General features: G+C 43.7%; 14 protein-coding genes. 6 read left to right on the plus strand and 8 right to left on the minus strand.

Annotation, left to right across the window (positions count from 1 at the left end):
* Positions 1 to 13: 13 nt before the first annotated feature.
* Positions 14 to 3,286 carry a S41 family peptidase gene (locus QM738_RS12105; RefSeq protein WP_462276981.1) on the minus strand — a complete coding sequence of 1,091 codons (3,273 nt, stop codon included), beginning with the start codon at positions 3,284 to 3,286 and terminating at the stop codon, positions 14 to 16.
* A gap of 190 nt (positions 3,287 to 3,476) precedes the next feature.
* On the opposite strand from QM738_RS12105, the gene QM738_RS12110 reads away from it, so the two are divergent.
* On the plus strand, positions 3,477 to 4,445 hold the full coding sequence (locus QM738_RS12110; protein ID WP_462276982.1) for a ligand-gated ion channel: 969 nt from the start codon (positions 3,477 to 3,479) through the stop codon (positions 4,443 to 4,445).
* Positions 4,446 to 4,617: 172 nt separating this feature from the next.
* A complete protein-coding gene (locus QM738_RS12115) occupies positions 4,618 to 5,916 on the plus strand; it encodes a DUF6600 domain-containing protein (protein ID WP_462276983.1) in 1,299 nt (432 codons plus the stop codon).
* 295 nt (positions 5,917 to 6,211) lie between these two features.
* Here the strand turns inward: QM738_RS12115 and QM738_RS12120 are convergent, their stop codons facing one another.
* Positions 6,212 to 6,772 (minus strand): 1-acyl-sn-glycerol-3-phosphate acyltransferase, encoded by a 561-nt coding sequence (locus QM738_RS12120; protein WP_462276984.1) that lies wholly within the window; start codon positions 6,770 to 6,772, stop codon positions 6,212 to 6,214.
* A gap of 354 nt (positions 6,773 to 7,126) precedes the next feature.
* On the opposite strand from QM738_RS12120, the gene QM738_RS12125 reads away from it, so the two are divergent.
* Positions 7,127 to 9,418, plus strand: coding sequence for a GH92 family glycosyl hydrolase (locus QM738_RS12125; RefSeq protein ID WP_462276985.1), 2,292 nt, complete (start codon positions 7,127 to 7,129; stop codon positions 9,416 to 9,418).
* A gap of 46 nt (positions 9,419 to 9,464) precedes the next feature.
* Here the strand turns inward: QM738_RS12125 and QM738_RS12130 are convergent, their stop codons facing one another.
* Positions 9,465 to 10,466, minus strand: coding sequence for a helix-turn-helix domain-containing protein (locus QM738_RS12130; protein ID WP_462276986.1), 1,002 nt, complete (start codon positions 10,464 to 10,466; stop codon positions 9,465 to 9,467).
* Positions 10,467 to 10,757: 291 nt separating this feature from the next.
* Between QM738_RS12130 and QM738_RS12135 the strand changes: the two genes are divergently transcribed.
* Positions 10,758 to 13,685, plus strand: coding sequence for a hypothetical protein (locus tag QM738_RS12135; protein WP_462276987.1), 2,928 nt, complete (start codon positions 10,758 to 10,760; stop codon positions 13,683 to 13,685).
* Between the two features lie 110 nt (positions 13,686 to 13,795).
* Here QM738_RS12135 and QM738_RS12140 read toward each other — a convergent pair whose 3' ends face one another.
* Entirely contained in the window at positions 13,796 to 15,532 is a 1,737-nt protein-coding gene (locus QM738_RS12140; protein ID WP_462276988.1) for a tetratricopeptide repeat protein, read from the minus strand.
* 159 nt (positions 15,533 to 15,691) lie between these two features.
* Positions 15,692 to 16,243, minus strand: a complete 552-nt coding sequence (locus QM738_RS12145; RefSeq protein WP_462276989.1) for an RNA polymerase sigma factor — start codon at positions 16,241 to 16,243, stop codon at positions 15,692 to 15,694.
* 205 nt (positions 16,244 to 16,448) lie between these two features.
* Between QM738_RS12145 and QM738_RS12150 the strand changes: the two genes are divergently transcribed.
* Both QM738_RS12150 and QM738_RS12155 read left to right on the plus strand, forming a co-directional pair.
* The gene (locus QM738_RS12150; protein ID WP_462276990.1) at positions 16,449 to 16,907 is read left to right on the plus strand and encodes a ferritin-like domain-containing protein; all 459 of its coding nucleotides are present in this window, start codon (positions 16,449 to 16,451) and stop codon (positions 16,905 to 16,907) included.
* A 236-nt stretch (positions 16,908 to 17,143) separates the two neighbouring features.
* Positions 17,144 to 17,458, plus strand: a complete 315-nt coding sequence (locus tag QM738_RS12155) for a hypothetical protein (protein WP_462276991.1) — start codon at positions 17,144 to 17,146, stop codon at positions 17,456 to 17,458.
* A 9-nt stretch (positions 17,459 to 17,467) separates the two neighbouring features.
* On the opposite strand, the gene QM738_RS12160 is transcribed toward QM738_RS12155, so the two are convergent.
* From QM738_RS12160 to QM738_RS12170, 3 genes are all read right to left on the minus strand, one after another.
* Complete coding sequence (locus QM738_RS12160) at positions 17,468 to 18,025, minus strand: AraC family transcriptional regulator (RefSeq protein WP_462276992.1); 558 nt, start codon at positions 18,023 to 18,025, stop codon at positions 17,468 to 17,470.
* Between the two features lie 105 nt (positions 18,026 to 18,130).
* Positions 18,131 to 18,859, minus strand: a complete 729-nt coding sequence (locus QM738_RS12165) for a hypothetical protein (protein ID WP_462276993.1) — start codon at positions 18,857 to 18,859, stop codon at positions 18,131 to 18,133.
* 145 nt (positions 18,860 to 19,004) lie between these two features.
* Positions 19,005 to 19,835, minus strand: a complete 831-nt coding sequence (locus QM738_RS12170) for a DUF2911 domain-containing protein (RefSeq protein ID WP_462276994.1) — start codon at positions 19,833 to 19,835, stop codon at positions 19,005 to 19,007.
* Between the last annotated feature and the right edge of the window lie 26 nt (positions 19,836 to 19,861).

Raw genomic sequence — 19,861 nt, forward strand, 5'->3', positions numbered from 1 at the left:
TTTTTTCGTGTTCTTATTTTTTATTCATCAATTCTTTTACAGCTGCTTCTATCTGCTGGTCGCGGCCGTTGGACATGATATCCGGTTCGTTGCGTACCCTGATATCAGGTTCAGTCTGGTTGTTCTCGCAGAACTTACCATCTGGAGAACGCCATCCGCCCATCGGTATACCATATACCAGGCTCGGATCGATCTGTGTTTCCCACCATACAAAAGTACCGGTACCGGGCACCGGCATTCCCAGTAGTTTACCCACGCCTTTTAATTTATATGCCACGGGAAAAAGGTGTGCATCCGAATAATTGCTTTCGCCCATTAAAACGATAGAAGGTTTTACCCATTTATCAAATGGTTCGCTGCCCACGTATTGTCCATGCGGTATCACATCAAAATATTTTTTACCGCTCAGGAAATCTGACAACTGTTCGTGGATATTACCGCCGCCGTTAAAACGGGTATCGATGATGATGGCATCTTTGCCGATATTCAATCCCAGCGCTTCTGCAAATACGGTTCTCATACTGGCATCATCCATGGCACGCACATGGATATAACCGATCTTTCCACCGGATAATTTTTCTGTTTCTTCACGGCGGTTCTTCACCCAGCGCTTGTACAGCAATTCATTTTCCTCCCCACCATAGATCGGTTTCACTGTTTCTTCCCATCTTTTATTAGCTGCAGGATCATATACCGATAATAAAGTGATCTTTCCTGCCTTCCTGTTCAGCAACTGGTAAAAATCAATAGAATCGTTGATAGCCCTGCCATCAATAGCTTCAATGATATTGCCTGCTTTAATGGCCGATGCTGCTTTATCAACAGGACCACCTTCTATCACTTCTGCTATCTTAACACCATTGCCGGTATAGCTGTAATCGTAAAACAATCCCAGTGTTGCTGTTTGGTCGGAGTTAGGCATGCCCGCCCTGTAATAACAACCGGTATGCGATGCGTTCATTTCTCCCAGCATTTCGCTCAGCATTTCTGCAAAATCGTAGTTGTTGTTGATGTAGGGCAAAAATCTTTTGTACGCCGTATAATAAAAATCCCAGTCAACACCCTGCAGGTCTTCCACGTAGAATTTTTCTTTTAACTGGCGCCAGCTGTAATCGAAGATGTAACTTTTTTCTTCTGCCTGTTTCAACACCATTTCAGTATTTACATTGGCCGCATCGGGCTTGGCACTCTCTGCATCAATCTTCATCACCTTACCATCTGCCAGTAAAAAAATGAATTTACCATCGGCAGAAAGTTCCATGCTGGCGCTGTTGGCGCCCAGGCGGAAGAAAGGTTTGGTTTCTTTGGTACGCAATTCTGTTACCCAGATATCATTGCCCTTATCAAAACTGGTAAGGTAAAATAATTTTTCGCCGTCTTTGGAAAGTATCCAGTCGGCTGCAGGCGATGTATGTAAGGTGAGCCTTGTTTTTCTTTCTGTAAGATCATCCCAATCGATCGTGATCAGTTTTTTTACAGAATCTTTAGCTGCAGTTTTACTATCTGCTTTTGCATCTGGTTTCTTATGTTTTGCATCCTTGGTTTTATCATCAGCGTCTTTCTTCTCCTTATCTTTTTTCTCTTCCTGTTCTTTCAGCAATGCAAATTCTTCCTTGCTCAGTTTGCTGCGGTCGTACAGGTCTTTCGAAAAATACATGGCATACACATCGCCACTCAGCAGGTTACCGCCCTGATCACGTGCACCATCCCTGTCAGTACCCCATATCATCATCTTGCCATCCATGGTCCATTTGGGTCCAAAATCATCGTACCCGTTTTTGGTAAGATTCTGCAGTGCGCCTTTACCATCTGCAGCGATCAGCCCAACTTCGGGTCCAAAGATGCGTTCCTTGGGTCCATACTGTACCAGGAACCATTTACTGTCTGGCGACCATTGATAATACTGGTCTCCATCTGCGTAAGAATAATTATTATCACCAGCCAGTACCAAACGGGATTGTTTGGTGGCCAGGTTCATCACTTTCAGCGTGGCACGGTTTTCCAGGTAAGCCACTTCCTTGCCATCGGGCGAGTAGGAGGGCTGGTATTCTTCTGCAGAAGTGGCTACCACAGGCTCTTCTTTAAAAACGGTAGCAGTATAAAAATAAGGCTCTTCCTTACGGGAAATGGTGGACGTGTATACGTTCCAGTTATTATCTTTTTCTGCAGCGTATAACAACGAGCGGCCATCGGGGCTGAAGCTCACGCTTCTTTCCTGCCAGGGCGTATTGGTAATGCGCTTGGTGGTGCTGCCATCAATACTGCTTACAAAAACTTCTCCTCTGAAAACAAAGGCGAACTCCTTACCGTTGGGTGATAGTTTGGCTTCTGTAAAGCCTCCGTTCACCGGCACCACTTTATCGATTGCGTTGCGGCCATCAGCAGCAATACGTACATTCAGTTTTACAGGTTCGGCGCCAGCTTTCTGCGTGTACACTTCACCGTTAAAACTAAAGCAAAGTGTATTGCCACGGGAACTGGTTAAAAAACGTACCGGGTGCTTGCTGAAATGTGTGAGTGCGGTGCTTTTGGAAGGATCGCCCAGGCTGCTTTTATATACATTGAAGCTGCCGCTTTGTTCACTTAAATAATAAAAGTCATTGTTGTTGGCATCAAATACCGGGTTGCGGTCTTCGCCTGCAAAACTGGAAAGCTGTGTGTATTTTTTTGTTTTAAAATCGTACACCCATATATCTCTTGTTACAGCAGAAGTATGGTGTTTGCGCCAGTCGCTTTCGTATCCTTTAATATCATGAAAAATGAGTTTATCACCGCTGCTGTTCACCGTGGCATCGAGCGCAGGCGTAGCGAGCACCTGCATTACACGGCCGCCTGTTACAGGCACGCTGTACAGTTCGCTCATCATGCCAATGGGGAATTGGGTGTTACTTGCAGGATCCTGCCGGTAAGCAGAAAAATACACTGCTTTATCATCAGCCGAAAAACAACTGGGTACTTCCCTGGAGGAATGAAAGCTCAGGCGTTTAGCATCGCCACCGGTAGAGGGCATTACAAACACATCAAAATTGCCATAACGGTCGGATGCAAATGCAATGCTCTTACCATCGTGGCTCCATACCGGCGCAAACTCGTAGGTTTCGCTGATGGTGAGCGGGATGGCATTACCGCCTGATGCCGGCACGGTATAAATATCGCCTTTATAACAGAACAGGATCGTTTGCCCGTCGGGCGAAATAGAAGGATACCTTAACCATAAAGGATTATCCTGTGCCTTTAACTGTAAGCCGGCCGTAATTGCCAGCAATGCACATAATAGTATTCTCATAAAAACAGGTTTGGGGTAAATATAATTTTCTAAGTTAAGCATTACGCTGTCAAATTACAAAACACAATATATAAGTGGTAAAAAGGATTGCTGCAGTACAGCCATGTTATGCAGATGTTATTGATAGCAGGCTTTTAAAAAACAATTTTTTATTTTTTATCAATGCGCTAACTTACTTTAAAAATAAAGCATGAAAAGAATATTCCTGTTAACGGTGCTTGGTATACTGTTTTCTTTTGCGGCCTGTTTTAAAGCTGCAGCAGAAGGTTCAGTACCGGATACGGTAAGTACAGGAATTTATGTGAACAGCATTCATGATATCGATTTTAAACAAAAAGAATACACGGTGAACTGTTGGGTATGGTTCAAGTACAAGAATAAAGACTTTGATTTTTTACAGAACCTGGAGATACCGCAGGCCAAATCATTCTCCAAATCATTTTCCACCATCGACAGCAGCGGCGATAAAGTATACGTGCTGATGAAACTGCAATGCGTGATGAAAGATTCCTGGAAGATCGGCAACTTTCCTTTTGACCGGCAGAACCTGCGGCTTTCTTTTGAGAACTCGCAATTCGATTCCCGCTCATTAATATTTAAACCTGATACACTGGGCAAAAATTATGATCCGCGTTTTACTTTAAGCGGCTGGAAGATCGATAGCTTTAATGTGAATGTAGGCACCAAAGTATATGAGACCGCTTTTGGCGACGACAGTTTTTCAAAACCCCGCAGCGAATACAGCGCTTACCGTGTTAAGATCGGCATTGTAAGGGATGCAGGCGGTTTGTTCTGGAAAATGTTTTTGGGTATGTACGTTGCATTCCTGATTGCCTATGTTTGTTTTTATATTCATGCCGATGGTATCGATTCCAGGTTTGGACTAAGCGTAGGTTCTTTATTTGCGGTGATCGGTAATAAATATATCATCGATTCTGCCCTGCCCGAATCCACTTCTTTTACATTAGTGGATACATTGCACGGGCTTACACTCTTCTTCATTTTTTCGGTGATCTCCTGCACGGCTTACACTTTAAGACTGATAAAAGCCGATAAGGTAAAGCAGGCCAAACGCTTTGATATGGTGGCCGCACAGGTGCTTTTGCTGCTGTACATCCTGGCGAATATCTACTTTATTTCGCAGGCTAACAACCCTTAGTTTCCGCGGTTTGACTCTTTTGTGTTTCAGCGTTTTAACCTGTTTTTAATCTGCCCCCGCAGTGCCGCAAAAAAATGCGCTAACATTCGTTTTTTGTTAACAAACTTTAGCAATCATTGGCCGTCTATAGCACAGGATTTGTATTATTTCATTTGGACTAAAAACATTTAACATGAAAACTCTAAAATTTGTGCTTTTGTTCGTTGCGGTGATCGGCCTGTCACCGCTTGCTGAAACAAAGGCGCAATCGGTTGCTGTAAACTTTTCTTTATTCCAGCAGGAACTGAGCCCTTATGGCCGCTGGATGACCAATCCCCGTTTTGGTGAAGTGTGGGTCTACAATGATCCCGGCTTCCGCCCTTATTATACTGATGGACACTGGGAATATACCAATTACGGTTGGGCCTGGGTATCTGATTTCGATTGGGGCTGGGCGCCCTTTCACTATGGCCGCTGGGAATATGATCCCGGCTATGGATGGATGTGGATACCGGGTTACGACTGGGCATCTGCATGGGTAAGCTGGAGCTCGTACGATGATTATTATGGATGGGCGCCGCTGGGTTATGGCGTTAACATCAATGTGTCTTTCGGATCGATCCCTTACGACCGCTGGACCTTTATACCGAGAAGGAATATCTGCGACCGCGATATCAACCGCTATTATATTGCTCCCGACAGGAACCGTGGTTTCAGGAATGCCGTAGTGATCAATAATTATTATGGAGGTAATAACGATCGCGGAAGGTTTATGCGTGGACCGGAAAGATCAGATGTGGAACGCTTTACCAATAACCGTATCACCGAAAGAAGGATCGATGACAGGGACAGGCAGGGCAGATGGGTAGACTATAACCGTAATAATGGCCGTGGCAATAATAACAGGGATAACAATAATCCCGGCAGAAGAGATGAAGCCAACAACAATGGTGGCAGAAGGGATAATCAATCGGGTGGTATGCAGAATGGTCCCGGCGGTAACAGGAATTTCCCGAGGAGAGATGATGGCAATAACAACAATGGTGGTGTGAACACACCGCAACAACCCAATGCCAGCAACACTCCTAATAATGGCAATCCACGTTGGAACAATAACAACAATCCCCGCAGGAGGGACGATGGTAACAATGGTGGTGCTACTACTCCTCAACAACCCAATGTAAACAACAATCCACGTTGGGGTGGTGGCGATAATAATTTCCCCCGCAGGAGGGATGATGCTAATAATCAGCCGAACAATTTCCCCAGGCAGCAACAGCCGCAGGTAGAACGGCCACAGCGTCAGCCACAACCTGCAATGGAACCAAGGCAACAACCGCAACCCCGCCAGATGCAGCAAAGAAATGATAATGGTGGCGGAAGAAGCTGGCAGGGATCAGGCAATGGTAATGGTGGTGGACAGCGCCAGTGGGGTGGAGGCAACGGCGGCGGCAATAATGGCAACGGCGGTGGACATGGCAGAAGAGGTTAATACAGTTTTAAAAGAAATAGCTTAATGATTAAAACGTTCCGGGCAACCGGGACGTTTTTTGTTTGGAAGAACGAGGGTTTGTTTAATTGTGTATTGTATGGCGGCGGATGGCGAATGTGGAATATCGAATGTAGAACAATGTGTTTTTAGGACTAACTATATAAGTATAATGAATTTTGTATTTTCTCTGAAGTTTAAAGAATTGATTCAAGCTATTTTGTCATAAATATAACGTCGAAGTGTAAACGATAATTATTAATAGCTTTTCTTTTAAAGAGCCATATAATTATTTTTATTATTCCTTCAAATGCCCCAGATCATATTCCGGGTGCTTACCTCTTATCTCCGCAAAAAATGCGATCACTTTTTTCATATCAGCTGCTTCGTCGTTGGTGGTGAATAAGGGCTCGCCAAGTACCAGTTGTTTATTTTTAAAATCAAGACCAACGGGCAGAATGGGAACGCCTGCCTGCTGGGCGATATGATAAAAACCGGTGCGTAATTTGTCTACTCTTTTGCGGGTGCCTTCGGGGGCCATGGCCAGCAAAAAGTTTTCGTTGTTGGCAAAATACGCTACTACCTGCTCTACCATGCCCTGTTTGCTGAAACGATCCACAGGTGTGCCGCCCAGCCAGCGGAAAATAAAACCAAAGGGACCATCAAATAATTCTTTCTTGCCTAAAAATTTTGCATGATGGATCTTTAAATGATGCCTTGCTGCAAAACCAATTATCACGTCGCTGCTGCTGGTATGCGGCGCTACGATCAATACCATTTTTTTATACTGGTAAGGAAATTCCCCCACCACCTTCCAGCCGGAAAACTTCCAGTATAGTTTCCATATCCAACCAATCATACTGGTAAGTTAGTGCTTTTATGACGTTTTATGCTATTGACTTTGAAAGAATGAGACCTTCCCGTTTTTTGGTAACTACGCATTAACGATCAGGGAACTGAACTTGAGTTTACAGTAGCACAAAAGCTCAATCAGGGAACCCTCCGGCAAAGGGGATGTAATCCTTTGCCGGGCTCTTTTTTTGTTTCTTTTTTGGAGAAGCAAAAAAGAAAGTAATCTTCGATATTAAGGAAACTGAAAAACGAGAAAAGAATTTCAAGCCACCAGCTATAGCATTTGTTTTATAAATAGTATACTATCAAGATATGTTCTTACAGAACGATTTATAACACATTTATGTTTTAACTTTCCGCCATGAAAAAATTGATCCTTGTTCTGATAACCATCATCACCAGTTATTACAGTAATGCACAAACCAGCCCGGTGGATTATATCAATCCTTTAATGGGCTCCGACTCCAAACCAGACCTGAGCAATGGTAATACTTACCCCGCTATTGCAGTACCCTGGGGCATGAATATGTGGACACCGCAAACAGGCAAAATGGGTGACGGATGGCAATACCAATATGCAGCTGATAAGATCCGCGGCTTTAAACAAACGCATCAGCCTTCGCCCTGGATGAATGATTACGGGCAATTTGCAATAATGCCGGTGACCGGCACCCTGCGCTTTAACCAGGATGACCGAGCCAGCTGGTTCACGCATAAAGCAGAAACAGCCACGCCTTATTATTACAGTGTGTACCTGGCCGATCATGATGTTACTGCGGAGATCGCTCCTACAGAAAGGGCTGCCAGCTTTCGTTTTACATTTCCAAAAACCGATAGCGCTTATGTAGTGGTGGATGCTTTTAACAGGGGATCTTATATCAAGATCATTCCTGCAGAAAGAAAGATCATTGGCTACAGCAGCAAGTACAGTCGTGGTAAGATGCCCACTTTTAAAAATTACTTTGTGTTGTATTTTGATAAACCTTTTACTGTTGCACATGCGTGGCGGGGCAACCAGCTTTCAAAAGATACACTGGAGCTGCAGGCCGATCATACCGGTGCCATTGTTGGATTTAAGACAGAAAAAGGAGAGCGTGTAGGCGTAAGGGTAGCCTCTTCCTTTATCAGCATCGAACAGGCAGAACTGAACCTGAAAGAGATCGGTAATGATGATTTTGAGACCGTGAAGGCAAAAGCAAAAAAAATATGGAACCAGACATTGGGCAGGATCCAACCTGAAGGCGGCACCATCGATCAGCTGCGTACTTTCTATTCCTGTCTCTACAGAACATTGTTCTTTCCCAATAAACTATACGAAAAAGACGCGTCTGGAGCCATCGTGCATTACAGTCCTTATAACGGAAAAATAATGCCCGGATATTTATTTGGCGGTACCGGTTTTTGGGATACGTTCCGTGCATTGTATCCTTTTTTAAACCTCGTATATCCTTCTGTAAATAAAGAAATGCAGGAAGGCCTGATCAATGATTATAAAGAAGGGGGCTGGTTACCGGAATGGAGCAGCCCGGGTTATGCCGATATCATGATCGGGAATAATTCAGCCTCTGTAGTGTCGGATGCTTATATGAAAGGATTGCGGGGATATGATATCAATACTTTGTACGAAGCATTATTGCATGGCGCCAATAACGAAGGACCGGTTAGCGCTGTAGGCCGCAAAGGGGTGAGTTATTATAAAAGCCTGGGTTATGTACCTTATGATGTGAAGATAGATGAAAATGCCGCCCGCACACTGGAATATGCGTATGATGATTTCAGCATTTTTCAGCTGGCGAAAAAGCTGAACCGGCCTGTGGAAGAAATAAAATTATTTGCAAAGCATTCGCAGAATTATAAAAATCTTTTTGATCCGCAAACCAAATTAATGCGGGGCAAGAATGCGGATGGTACTTTTCAATCACCTTTCAATCCTTTTAAATGGGGCGATGCTTTTACCGAAGGCAATAGCTGGCATTACAGCTGGAGTGTGTTTCATGATATACAGGGTTTGATCGACCTGATGGGTGGTAAAAAAACCTTTGTGCAGATGCTGGACAGTGTTTTCAGCCTGCCGCCTGTTTTTGATGATAGTTATTATGGCGGTGTGATACACGAGATACGTGAAATGCAGATCGCCAACATGGGCCAGTATGCACATGGCAACCAGCCTATACAACACATGATATACCTGTACAATTATGCAGGCGAACCCTGGAAGGCGCAGTATTGGGTGCGGGAAGCGATGAACCGCCTGTACAGGGCCACACCGGATGGTTATTGCGGCGATGAAGATAACGGGCAAACATCGGCCTGGTATGTTTTCAGCGCATTGGGTTTTTATCCGGTATGCCCGGCAACAGACCAGTATGTATTAGGAGCGCCTTTGTTTAAAAAGATCACACTCAGTTTAGAGAATGGTAAAAAATTCATCATCAATGCACCGGCCAACAGTGATGATAATAAATATATACAAAGCGCACAACTTAACGGTTCCGTATACACTAAAAACTGGTTGAGTCATTTTGATATTTTAAAAGGCGGCAGCTTTAATATTACCATGGGCAATAAACCGGCCACCGGCAGGGGCAACGATAATGCAGCAGTCCCTTATTCGTTCAGTACGGATAAAGAAAATGAAAAGTATTTAAAGTAATGGATAAATAAAAGCCCCGCAACAATTGCGGGGCTTTTTGTAAGGTTTACAGGCTTGCCCGGTAAATGCTCATATCACTGGGCAGTACGCCATATTGTTTTTTAAAGGCTTTTGAAAAACTGTTGATTCTGTTATAGCCCAATGTATAGGCGATCTCCGAAATGGATTTGCTTTTGGCTGCGATCATAGTCTTACCCAGCTCCAGTTTCTTTTCCAGGTAATAATGATAAATGCTTTTGCCGTACACCATTTTAAAATGCCTTTGCAATGTGGCCGGGCTCATATTAAATTCAGCCGCCAGCACCTGCAGGTTGGGTAATGGTTTATCCAGGTATTCTTTAATGCGGTCTTCTACTTTTTTTATTTCGTTGTGATGCAGGCAATGGGTGAAGTTGACATCATTGCTGCTGCGGCATACCACCCGGTTCAAAAAACTATTGATAAGAATAAGCGATTTGGTCTTTACATGTATCAAAGGAAAATGATCCTGTTTCATTTCGGTTACCAGCTCTTTGGCAAAAAGATACTGGCCTTCATCCATATTCTCTGCAATAAACGTGGGCTTGTTCTGTTGCACCAGTAAATTAACGGTAGTGATTATTTTTTCGCTGGCTTCGCTGTAATTCTCTTCCAGCCAGTTTTTGGAGAACATCAGTACCAGCCTGCTTACCTGCTGTCCTTTTTTTATTAATACGGTGCGGTCAAAATCGGTGGTATATAAAATAGCCGACCGGTCCATGCTTACCTGGTCAATAAACTCGGCATCATCTCCACTGTTGGTCAGTTCCATGTCGAGCAATAGTTTGAACATGGCTTCATTCCTGTCGGAATCTGTTACCCAGCGGAATTTAAGATCGTGATTTAAAGTAAAATAATAGTACCGTACAAAAAAGCCTTCTTCTATGATCAGCTCTTTTACAAAGCCATTGCCTATGGCAGCCGGTAGTTGTATGCCATTATTGATAACGGGCACCTGCAACTTACCCGCAAGCTCCTGCAGGTAATTGGTCCGGGGGTCGGTAGAATAAACGTGGTCGAAAGCTTTCACTTAGGATTATAATAGATTATGCTACAAAGAAGATAAAAAATATTTATTTGAACAAGCTTTAACTGGTCAAAGTTTTTCTACTTTTTATGTAGGCTAATTGTATCCAACCAAATATAGTGGGTAGTTTTTTTTCTACTTCTCTTGTAGTTGTTGAACCTTTTTGCAGCTTTAGGGCAGTATTATTTGTTTTTAGGGGACATGCTTTTGCGTTAGTGAAAATATTTTGCACTTGCTTTTTTATCCACTGTCTCTTTTGTAAACCGAACTATTTTTTACCTCAAACCGAACCTCATGAACAGATGTCTACTCATTGCATTGCTATCTACAGTGGTATTTAACAGTGCTACGGCTCAAAAAGCAAGAACAACCAAAACTCTTCCCGCTGCCGCAACCGAAAACTGGCAGGCGAGTGCACAGCAATACCTTGCTGCTGCAGAGTATCATTTTAAAAAAATGGATAATTGCTATGCAACGGTGAACCGCCGGCAGAAATTAAGTTTTGTAACGGATGGTTTACACTGCACCGCCAGCCCTTTACAGGCTAAAGCAGCAGATAAAGGATGGCAGTCGAAGTTAACATTAACAGCTATCAACGCAGCCGGTACCGAAACTGCAGCGCCAAAAGCTACCAGCGGCTTCGCCGGTAACGATCATTTATTATTTCATTATGATGATTTCAGCGTGGAATACCTGAATGATGAGCAGGGGATGAGGCAGAATTTTATCATTAACAAGAGTGAAGATAAAAGCGGCGCCTTAAAAGTAATATTAAAAGTAGATGGTGACCTGGTACCAGCTGTAACAAAAAATAATACACTGGAGCTGAAAGATGCAGTAACCGGGAAAACTGTTTTAAAATATGATGATCTTAAAGTGTGGGATGCCCGTAACACGCCATTGAATTCTTCGATGGAGCTTTCAGCAGATAACAGGCTGCAGATAGTGGTGGATGATGCCGCTGCTGTATATCCTGTAACGGTGGATCCCCTGACACATCTTTCTGAATGGGAAACTTCTGCTTCCGGATTATTACCCGGTATTCTGACCAATCTCCAGCTACAGGTAGACGCCATGTACGGTTATTCGGTTGCCGGATTGGGAGATGTAAACGGAGATGGTTTTGATGATGTGGCAATTGGCGCACCCGGGGCGATAGATATTGTAGCCGGCCCAACAACCGTTGTTGGCGCCGGTGCAGTATTTGTTTATTTTGGTTCTGCTGCGGGCCTGCCATCTTCTCCCAGCAGGGTACTGCGTGCAACCACGCCCGTTACCAATGCATTGTTCGGCTTCAGCATTGCCGGTGGTAATGTTACAGGCAACACCGTAACCGGTCTTATCAAGAATGATATTATTGTAGGTGCACCGGGTGATACTTACTCCACCTCAGTTTCCGGTGTGCCTTCCACAGCTACTGTTACTGCAGGTAAAGTGTATGTGTTTGATGGCCTGGCGCTTACTTCAGGACCTGCAAGCCCGCTGGCATCGGTATATTTAAATGGCTCCGCATTTTTCAGTAATGGTGTAATTGGAGTACTGTTATCGAATGTAAATATCAATGCACTTTTTGGTTTTTCTGTGGCGGCCGCTGATGATATGGATGGTGATGGTTTGGGAGAAGTGGTAGTGGGTGCACCGGGTTATGCAGGTGTGCAGCTGCTGGATGTGGTGAGCGGTGCCGCGTTTGTATATAAATCGGGCAATATTGTTTCCAACACGCCTACACAACTGGCTACGCCTACTTTACTGGGCTTTCCGGGCTTGACCAATATCAATGGTTTGTTATTCGGGTTCAGTGTGGATGGCGCCGGTGATTATAATAAAGATTCCAAACCGGATGTTGTAGTGGGTGCACCGGGCGGACTTAACCTGGGAGGTCCCGGCTTTTTGGGTGGTACTGCTTATGTATACAATGGTAATGGTGCCGGTGTAAATAGTGCTATTGGTACACAGTTGACCACTTCAGGACCTTTGCTGGGTTCGGTGGCCAATTTGTTTGGCTATTGTGTAAAAGGTGTAAAAGATGCGAATGGTAACCGTACCGGTAGTATACTGGTAGGCGCTCCTGTTGGTAATGTACTAAGCAATGTAGTGGGTGGATTACGATTAAAGACGGGCAGTGTAAATTTATTCCAGGCCAAGCTGAGCCCTGCAGGTACAGAAACACCTAACCAGTCTTTCTCATCACCCCGTTCAGCGAGTTTATTATCCATTTTAAGTTTGCAGAACCTGGATGTGAATGCCATGTTTGGTGCATCTATTGATAATATGCTGGATGTGAATTGCGATGGCTTTGCTGATATCATTGTGGGCGAACCTTTATCTTCTGCAGTGGGCCTGATCGGTGCCAATGCATTGGGCGGCGCCACTTATGTGTTTTTGGGCAATGCAGGTAATACCTATACCACCACGCCACACTGGACACTGGAAAACGAGATCGATTATACTTTTGGTTTGAATGCAGCCAGCCTTATCGGCTTTAGTGTAGCAGGCGGCGGACATGTGGCCGGCGTAAATAAAAGTGTAAAAGCCATTGTAGGTGCCACCGGTAAATTACTCGACTTCAGCACCGGCATTTTTAATATCGGTAATACGTTCGGTACGATTTTCGGTTATGTAGCAGGTGGTAACGGCCTTGGCAGGGGAGAGCAATATACTTTCACTAACTGTTCTTTACTGGCCACCAGCATCATCAACTTTACGGCGGCGCCACAAAATTGTGATGCAGAGTTGAAATGGAGTTTCGGCAATGAAGATGACCTGGCTTATACCGAAGTACAGCAAAGCAACGACGGTGTTAATTTTACCACTGCCACTAAAGTAATGCCACAGCACGGTGATTATAAACTGAAGCTTGCCCAGGTGAGCAAACAATCCTACTACCGCTTAAGAATATACGAAAAGAACGGCACTACAAAATACAGCAACATTGAAATGGTAAAAACAACCTGTAATGCGCAGGATCAACTGTCGGTATTGCCCAGCGTATTTACCAGCCAGGCCAGCGCAATATATACCACTATTACTGCAAAAGGTACCGGTATATTGATGATACAGGATGTGTATGGCAGAACGGTGTCTAAAACCACGGTAAATGTAACAGCGGGCAGCAACAGGCTGGCGCTTAATACCAATAATTTACCTGCAGGTGTGTACTACGTTTCAGTACATGGTGATGACTGGAAGAGTGAGACCATCAAAGTGATCAAACAAAAATAAAACCAATAAAACAGGATCTGTTAATTAGCACGGCCCGGGTATATACCCGGGTCTTTTATCAATTGTTTTAATAAATCAAACCTTTACCAGCAATATGAAAAAGCAACATTTTAAAATGCCGAAGCTGCTTCAATATCTGCCCCTTCAAAGGCTTTTTCAAATTCCTTTTTTACTGCGGCAGCATCCTTATGCTGTTTGTCCAGCGCCTGCTGCAGGCCATATAATGCCCGGAAGTTGTGTGGGTTCTCGGCCAGGTCTTCTTTAAATATTTTTTCTGCTTTGGCTGCATCACCTGCTTTCAGCAGTGCATTGCCGAGGTATACCCTTGCAGGTAACAGCCAGTCGCGGGGCTCGTTGTATATCAGTGCATCTTCGCTGGTTACGGCTGCTGTTAAAAACTGGATGGCCTTGGCATGATTGTTCCGTTGTTCTGCAATTACACCTGCCAGTATATTGGCGGCCACTTTAGCTGCATCGGCCGGCGCATTGAAGGGTTGCATCACTACCAGCATGTCGGGCTCTTTCATTTTTGCCTGTACTATGTTCAGCTCTTCTGTTGCTTTTATCAATTCATTTTTACCTGCAAATGCCATCCCTCTTGCCCAGTGCCATAATACGGTGGAATATATATGCTGTGCGGGCGGAGCCAGTTCGCTCAACACGGCATCCCATTTGCCAAAGCGCACATCATTGAACAGGGGTGTCATATACAGGTATTGTATATAATTGCCCAGTGGTTGCGGCAATGATAGAAAACTAGTATCAAAACTCTGCCTGCATTCCAATGCCGACTTGTTGCTGTAAGCATAATTGGCCCGCATCATGGCGCAGGCGCTTTGCATGTGCAGGTTGTGTATCAGGTAGAGGGGCAGGTTATTCTGTACGGCCGGGTAAAGACCATAATACGTATTATATCCACTCACCGACATTTCATTTACTTTAATGCCTTCTTTATAATTACCGCTGCGGATATAGATATGGGAAGGCATGTGTATCATGTGTGCCACGGCCGGCATCAGTTTACCTAACCTATCGGCGCTGGGCAATGCACGCTCGGGATTTTTAGAGGCTTCAACTGTGTGTATGTAATAATGATTGGCGCCGGGATGTTCGGGATGTGTTTTTAATATGCCTTCCAGTACCGCGATGATCTCCGGCGTCCACGGTTCTGCGTTACCGTTATGTTTCCAGTAATCCCAGGGATGTTGTAGCATTAGCGCATCGGCATATAAAGCGCCTGCATCTGCATCCTGTTTAAACAAACCATACGCTTTTTTCATACCATCACTGTAGCGCTGGTTGAGTATGCTGCGGCTGATGGTACTGTCGGTGCTGTAACGCACTGCCATGGCGTCTATCAATGCTTTTTCCTTTGCATTGCAGTTCTCTTTGAGTGATACGGCTGTTTGTGCGGCTGCATACGCATCGGGTGTGGCAGCATATTCAAAATCGTTGATGTTGGGGCCATAAGCAAGCGCCTGCGCCCAGTATATCATAGCGTTCTTATCATCAAACTGCTGCGCTTTTTTAAAGGATGCCATCGACTCGATGATATGAAAAGCATAGTACATGTTGATGCCCTGGTTAAAATAAAAACGGGCACTGTCATTCTTACTGTTGATCGTCCATTGGTAATTGCCCCAGCCGGGTAATACGCCAATGCCTGCAGCAAGACTATCTACATTCAGCAGCGACCAGTCGGGCGAACATTGCAATACATGTTTATTTTGATAAGCGGCTGCTTTGGAAATATGTGGTATCGGTGCGTTTTTTTTAATGGCATAACGAAAGCCGGCAGCAGCGAGTAAAACAAAGAGTGTGCTGAAGAGGAATATTTTATTTCTCATAAAAAAAGTTTGGCGATAAGGAATAAGAGCCTGTACAGTTGAAGGACCAATTGCTTATTGACTTAAAGATAAAAATATTTTCGGGGAATCGTTAAATACCTGCGGCAAACAAAAAAGGAAGAGATGATGATCCCTTCCTTCAATTATTTTGTAACCTGTTTATGCACTTTGTTGCAGCATTTTCTGCAATTGCGAGCGGGAGCGGTTGAGCTGCGATTTGCAGGTGCCTTCGCTGCAACCGAGTATATCGGCAATTTCGCGGTGGCTGTAACCTTCAATTACATACATGGTAAAAACATTGCGGTAGCCGGATGGCAGCATGGTGAGGGTTTTTACAATATCCTTTTCGCCCAGTTTATCCAGCACCGTATCCTGCCGGTCTTCCATGAACTGGTTGAGCTCTGACAGGTTATAATGTGCTTTTTTAGAAGCGCCCCTGAAATAACTTACAGCCGTACGGTACATGATCCTTTTGATCCATCCTTCAAAACAGCCGTCGCCACGGAATTTATCCAGGTTACCGAATACTTTTATAAAACCTTCCTGCATGATGTCTTCAGCTTCGCAATTGCTTTTGGCATAGCGTAAACAAAGGGTGAGCATTTCCGGCGCATATTGCCGGTACAATAATAACTGCATTCTCTCATTTCCAAATGCCGACTCCCGTATCATTATCTCGAGCGGTATTGGATCGTTATGTACTGGTATCATTCTTTGAGTTTGATTTACAGCATTTCTTTTTCAAATTGCTTGCCAGAAATTAAATACCTGCTTTTACCCCGATATTATTAAACAATATCAAAATTGTATCAGTGTATGGGGAACTTATTGCACAAATAATAATGGCTGTAGCACCCTGTTATACGAAATTTTTGTTGGCATAGTTTTATGAGTGATGTTATTAAAATTTATTATTATGACAACTATGACCACCGCTTTGACAGAGGTTTTAAATGACCTTATCAAGATCAATAACGACCGTATCACAGGCTATAAAAAAGCAGCAGAAGAAAGCAAAGCTATCGATGCCGACCTGGTTACAATTTTTAACAGAATGGCCGATGAAAGCCGTGCCTATGTAGTGGCATTGACCGAAAGGGTGAATGCACTGGGCGGGCAGAGTGAAAGTGGCCATACAGCCATGGGCAGATTGTACCAGGCATGGATGGACATAAAAGCCACCTTCACCGGTAAAGACCGTAAAGCAATACTTGCCTCTTGCGAATATGGGGAAGATGCTGCACAGAAAGCTTACAAAGATGCACTGGCTACCGAAGTGGACCTGGATACAGAGACCCGGCAACTGATCGCCGAACAAAAAGCTTCTTTAAAGAAGAGCCATGACCTGATAAAAAAATACAGGGACGTTAATTAACAACGCAGGAATAATAACCTGTACTGTTGAAGAAGGAGGCAGCAACTGCTTCCTTTTTTATTGCTGTGATACATGCTACTATAAATGAAAGAAATATGTAAAATTTTGTAGTAATTGTGTAACGCCACAACTATTACTGTGTTGTTCTTTTGTAAACGGGATACAAGGTTCAGAACAGGTAGTGCTGATACGATTTCTTCACTGCCTGTTCTTTTTAAAAACGATGTTGTTGCTCCTTGTTCTTCCGCCCCCAACGCATGAATCCTTCTTTACAGGCACTGAACGATTTTGTAAATGATTTTAATTTACGCCGTCCCAATGGTATCATTGCTTTTACCGCCAAAATACAATTCAATACCGGTCAAACAGCAGAAAGCGAAGTGCAGGTAATTACCAGCGATAATGTAGGCGCCATTTATTTTTTAAATATACCGGATTATGAACTGCCGGATATGTTCAGTGTAAAGAAGAATGTATTTGAATACGTGCCGCAACAGTGCTTAAAAATAGAATCGGGTGACCATCGTATAACTGTTATGCCTGTACTATAATTTTCGATATCACCCTACTTTCACCAGTTGCCTTTTTTCTTTCAGCTGTTTAAAATGTGTAGGTGTAAGGCCGGTCACTTTTTTAAACTGGGCCGAAAGATGTGCCACGCTGCTGTATTGCAGCTCATCGGCTATTTGGGTAAGGGTAAGATCGCTTAATACCAGCAACTCCTTTACCTTATCTATTTTAAGTGAGATGAGGTATTGCTCAATAGTGGTAGCCTGCATTTCTGAAAAAAAATTGGCCAGGTAGCTGTAATCGTAATGGAGTTGTTTGGAAAGATAGGTGGAGAAGTTGGTGCGTTGCTTTTCGCTGTAGTGGTGGGTGTAATCGTACATCACTTTTTTTATCTTTTCCAACAGAATGCCTCTTTTATCTTCGATCACTTCCAGTCCGGCTTTTTTGATGGCATCATTCAGTTCTTCTTTTTGTGCAGGTGATATCTGTTCTTTGATCTCTGCTTCTCCCAGGTCGATATTGACAGGGCTCAGGCCGAGTTTCTCTATTTCTTCTTTTACCAATACCCTGCAGCAATCGCAGGCCATATTTTTAATGTACAGTTTCATGGAATGAGGTTGTTAATTTGGGTAATTAAAAATAATACAAAGCCTGTTATCTTAAAAGAAAACAGGCCAAAGATATTTATTGAAGGTAGGGTTATTTTATAATCTTCATTTACAGGTTTCCGGGTCTTTTTTACAGAATTCCACTAATTGCGCTGCTGTTGCATTAGCAGCATCTGCCTGTTTGTTCAGCTCCCTTAATTTGTCCAGTAACTGGCCACGGGCTTCCAGCAATTGTATATAATACGGATGCTGTGTATTGCCCTGTTGCAGTACGGTATTGTATCCTTTGGATCGCATCATTTGGTGTACTTTACTGAATATGGCTTTTGTTTTACTGTACAGTTGCGGTAATTCTTTTTGATAAAGCTGTAATTCTTTTTCGGCCAGTGTGCGGCCGGTGTATTTTTTAAACAGGGTATCGATGCTGTAATTAACCGTGCGGAGATAATTGTCCAGCATGGAAAAATAATCTGTGATGGCTTCTTTTACAGCTTTTTCCAATACCGGGTCTTTTTGCACTTTTGCATCGGTGTGGCGGTATTGCTTTGATTCTTTCTCAAGCCGGTCTGTATACCAGGACAGGATATAACTTTTACGATCGGAGTGATCGGCCAGTATATTCAGCTGTACCATTATTTCGGCTTCGTATTGTTTGGTAGCGGGCTTACTGTTTTTGGGTGTATATAATTTCCAGGCTTCTTCGGCGGAGGTTAACACACCCGGCAACCTGTCGAAATAGGAGGTAAAAGCGGTATCCACGCTGTTGCTTTGCTGAGCCTGCAGGCAATTGCATACTAATACAGCGGGTAAAAGGAGGAAAAATGATAAACGCATGTTCAATTAATTTTAGAACAATAAAACTAACTGTACCGGGGGCGCTATAAAACCTGTTGCTGTATCAATTGCTTTTTTACGGGTATGAACTGCAAAAAAAATCCGCAACACCTACTATGATGTTGCGGAATGGAAATATATTTTATTATAAACCGCTGATAAGATCGGTGGCCATTTTTACATAGTCATCGTTCTTGGCAGTAGTGGCCAGTTCTTTACAGGTGGTGGCAGCTGCTTTTGCGGCGGTTTTATCACCCTGTTTTTTATGTATGCGTGCTTTTAACAGGTACATATAAAACGCATCTTTGTTGGTTTCAATGGCTTTGTTTACCCATGTCAATGCCTGGTTCAGGTCTTTGCCATTATCGTAATAATAAGATGCTGCATTGAAGTAAGGCTTATTATCCTTGTTCATGATATCATTGATCTGCGCCATTACTTTTGTATCGGTGCCTACCGTTACAGGAAATTGCACATAGGTATTCTCCCACATCAGTTCGATATTACAGCTGCTGCCGGTGATGGAAGCAAAGTTGATGGTGAAATTCTCGATGCTGTAAGGAGTAGTCATAACGTCGGCCTGTACACGAACGATATCATTTTCTGGTTTGTACAGCGAAGGCTGGTTCACATTCACGTCTTTTGTAATGATGATGGTCCATTTTTTGGCATCGGGAATGGTCAATAAACCATATTTGCCTGCTTTTATTTCCTTGCCGCCAATGGTCACATCATCACTGAAGGTAAGCGTGGTGGCGCCGTTGGCACCGGTACGCCATACTTTGCCAAAAGGTACCAGGTCGCCCATAATCTTACGATCTCTTTTTGCAGGACGGCTGTAACTGAGTTCGATAGCACCCACACCAAAATTCTGTTTTACAGTTTGCGTGGGAGAGGGTTGTGGTGTAGTTAATGTTTGCGCTTTTGCCAGGTTTAATGTTGCAACAGCGGTTAATAACAGTAATAGTTTTTTCATATCTGTATTTTTAGTGCAGCAAATGT

The sequence above is a fragment of the Ferruginibacter sp. genome, assembly GCF_049840995.1.
Classification (GTDB): Bacteria; Bacteroidota; Bacteroidia; order Chitinophagales; family Chitinophagaceae; genus Ferruginibacter.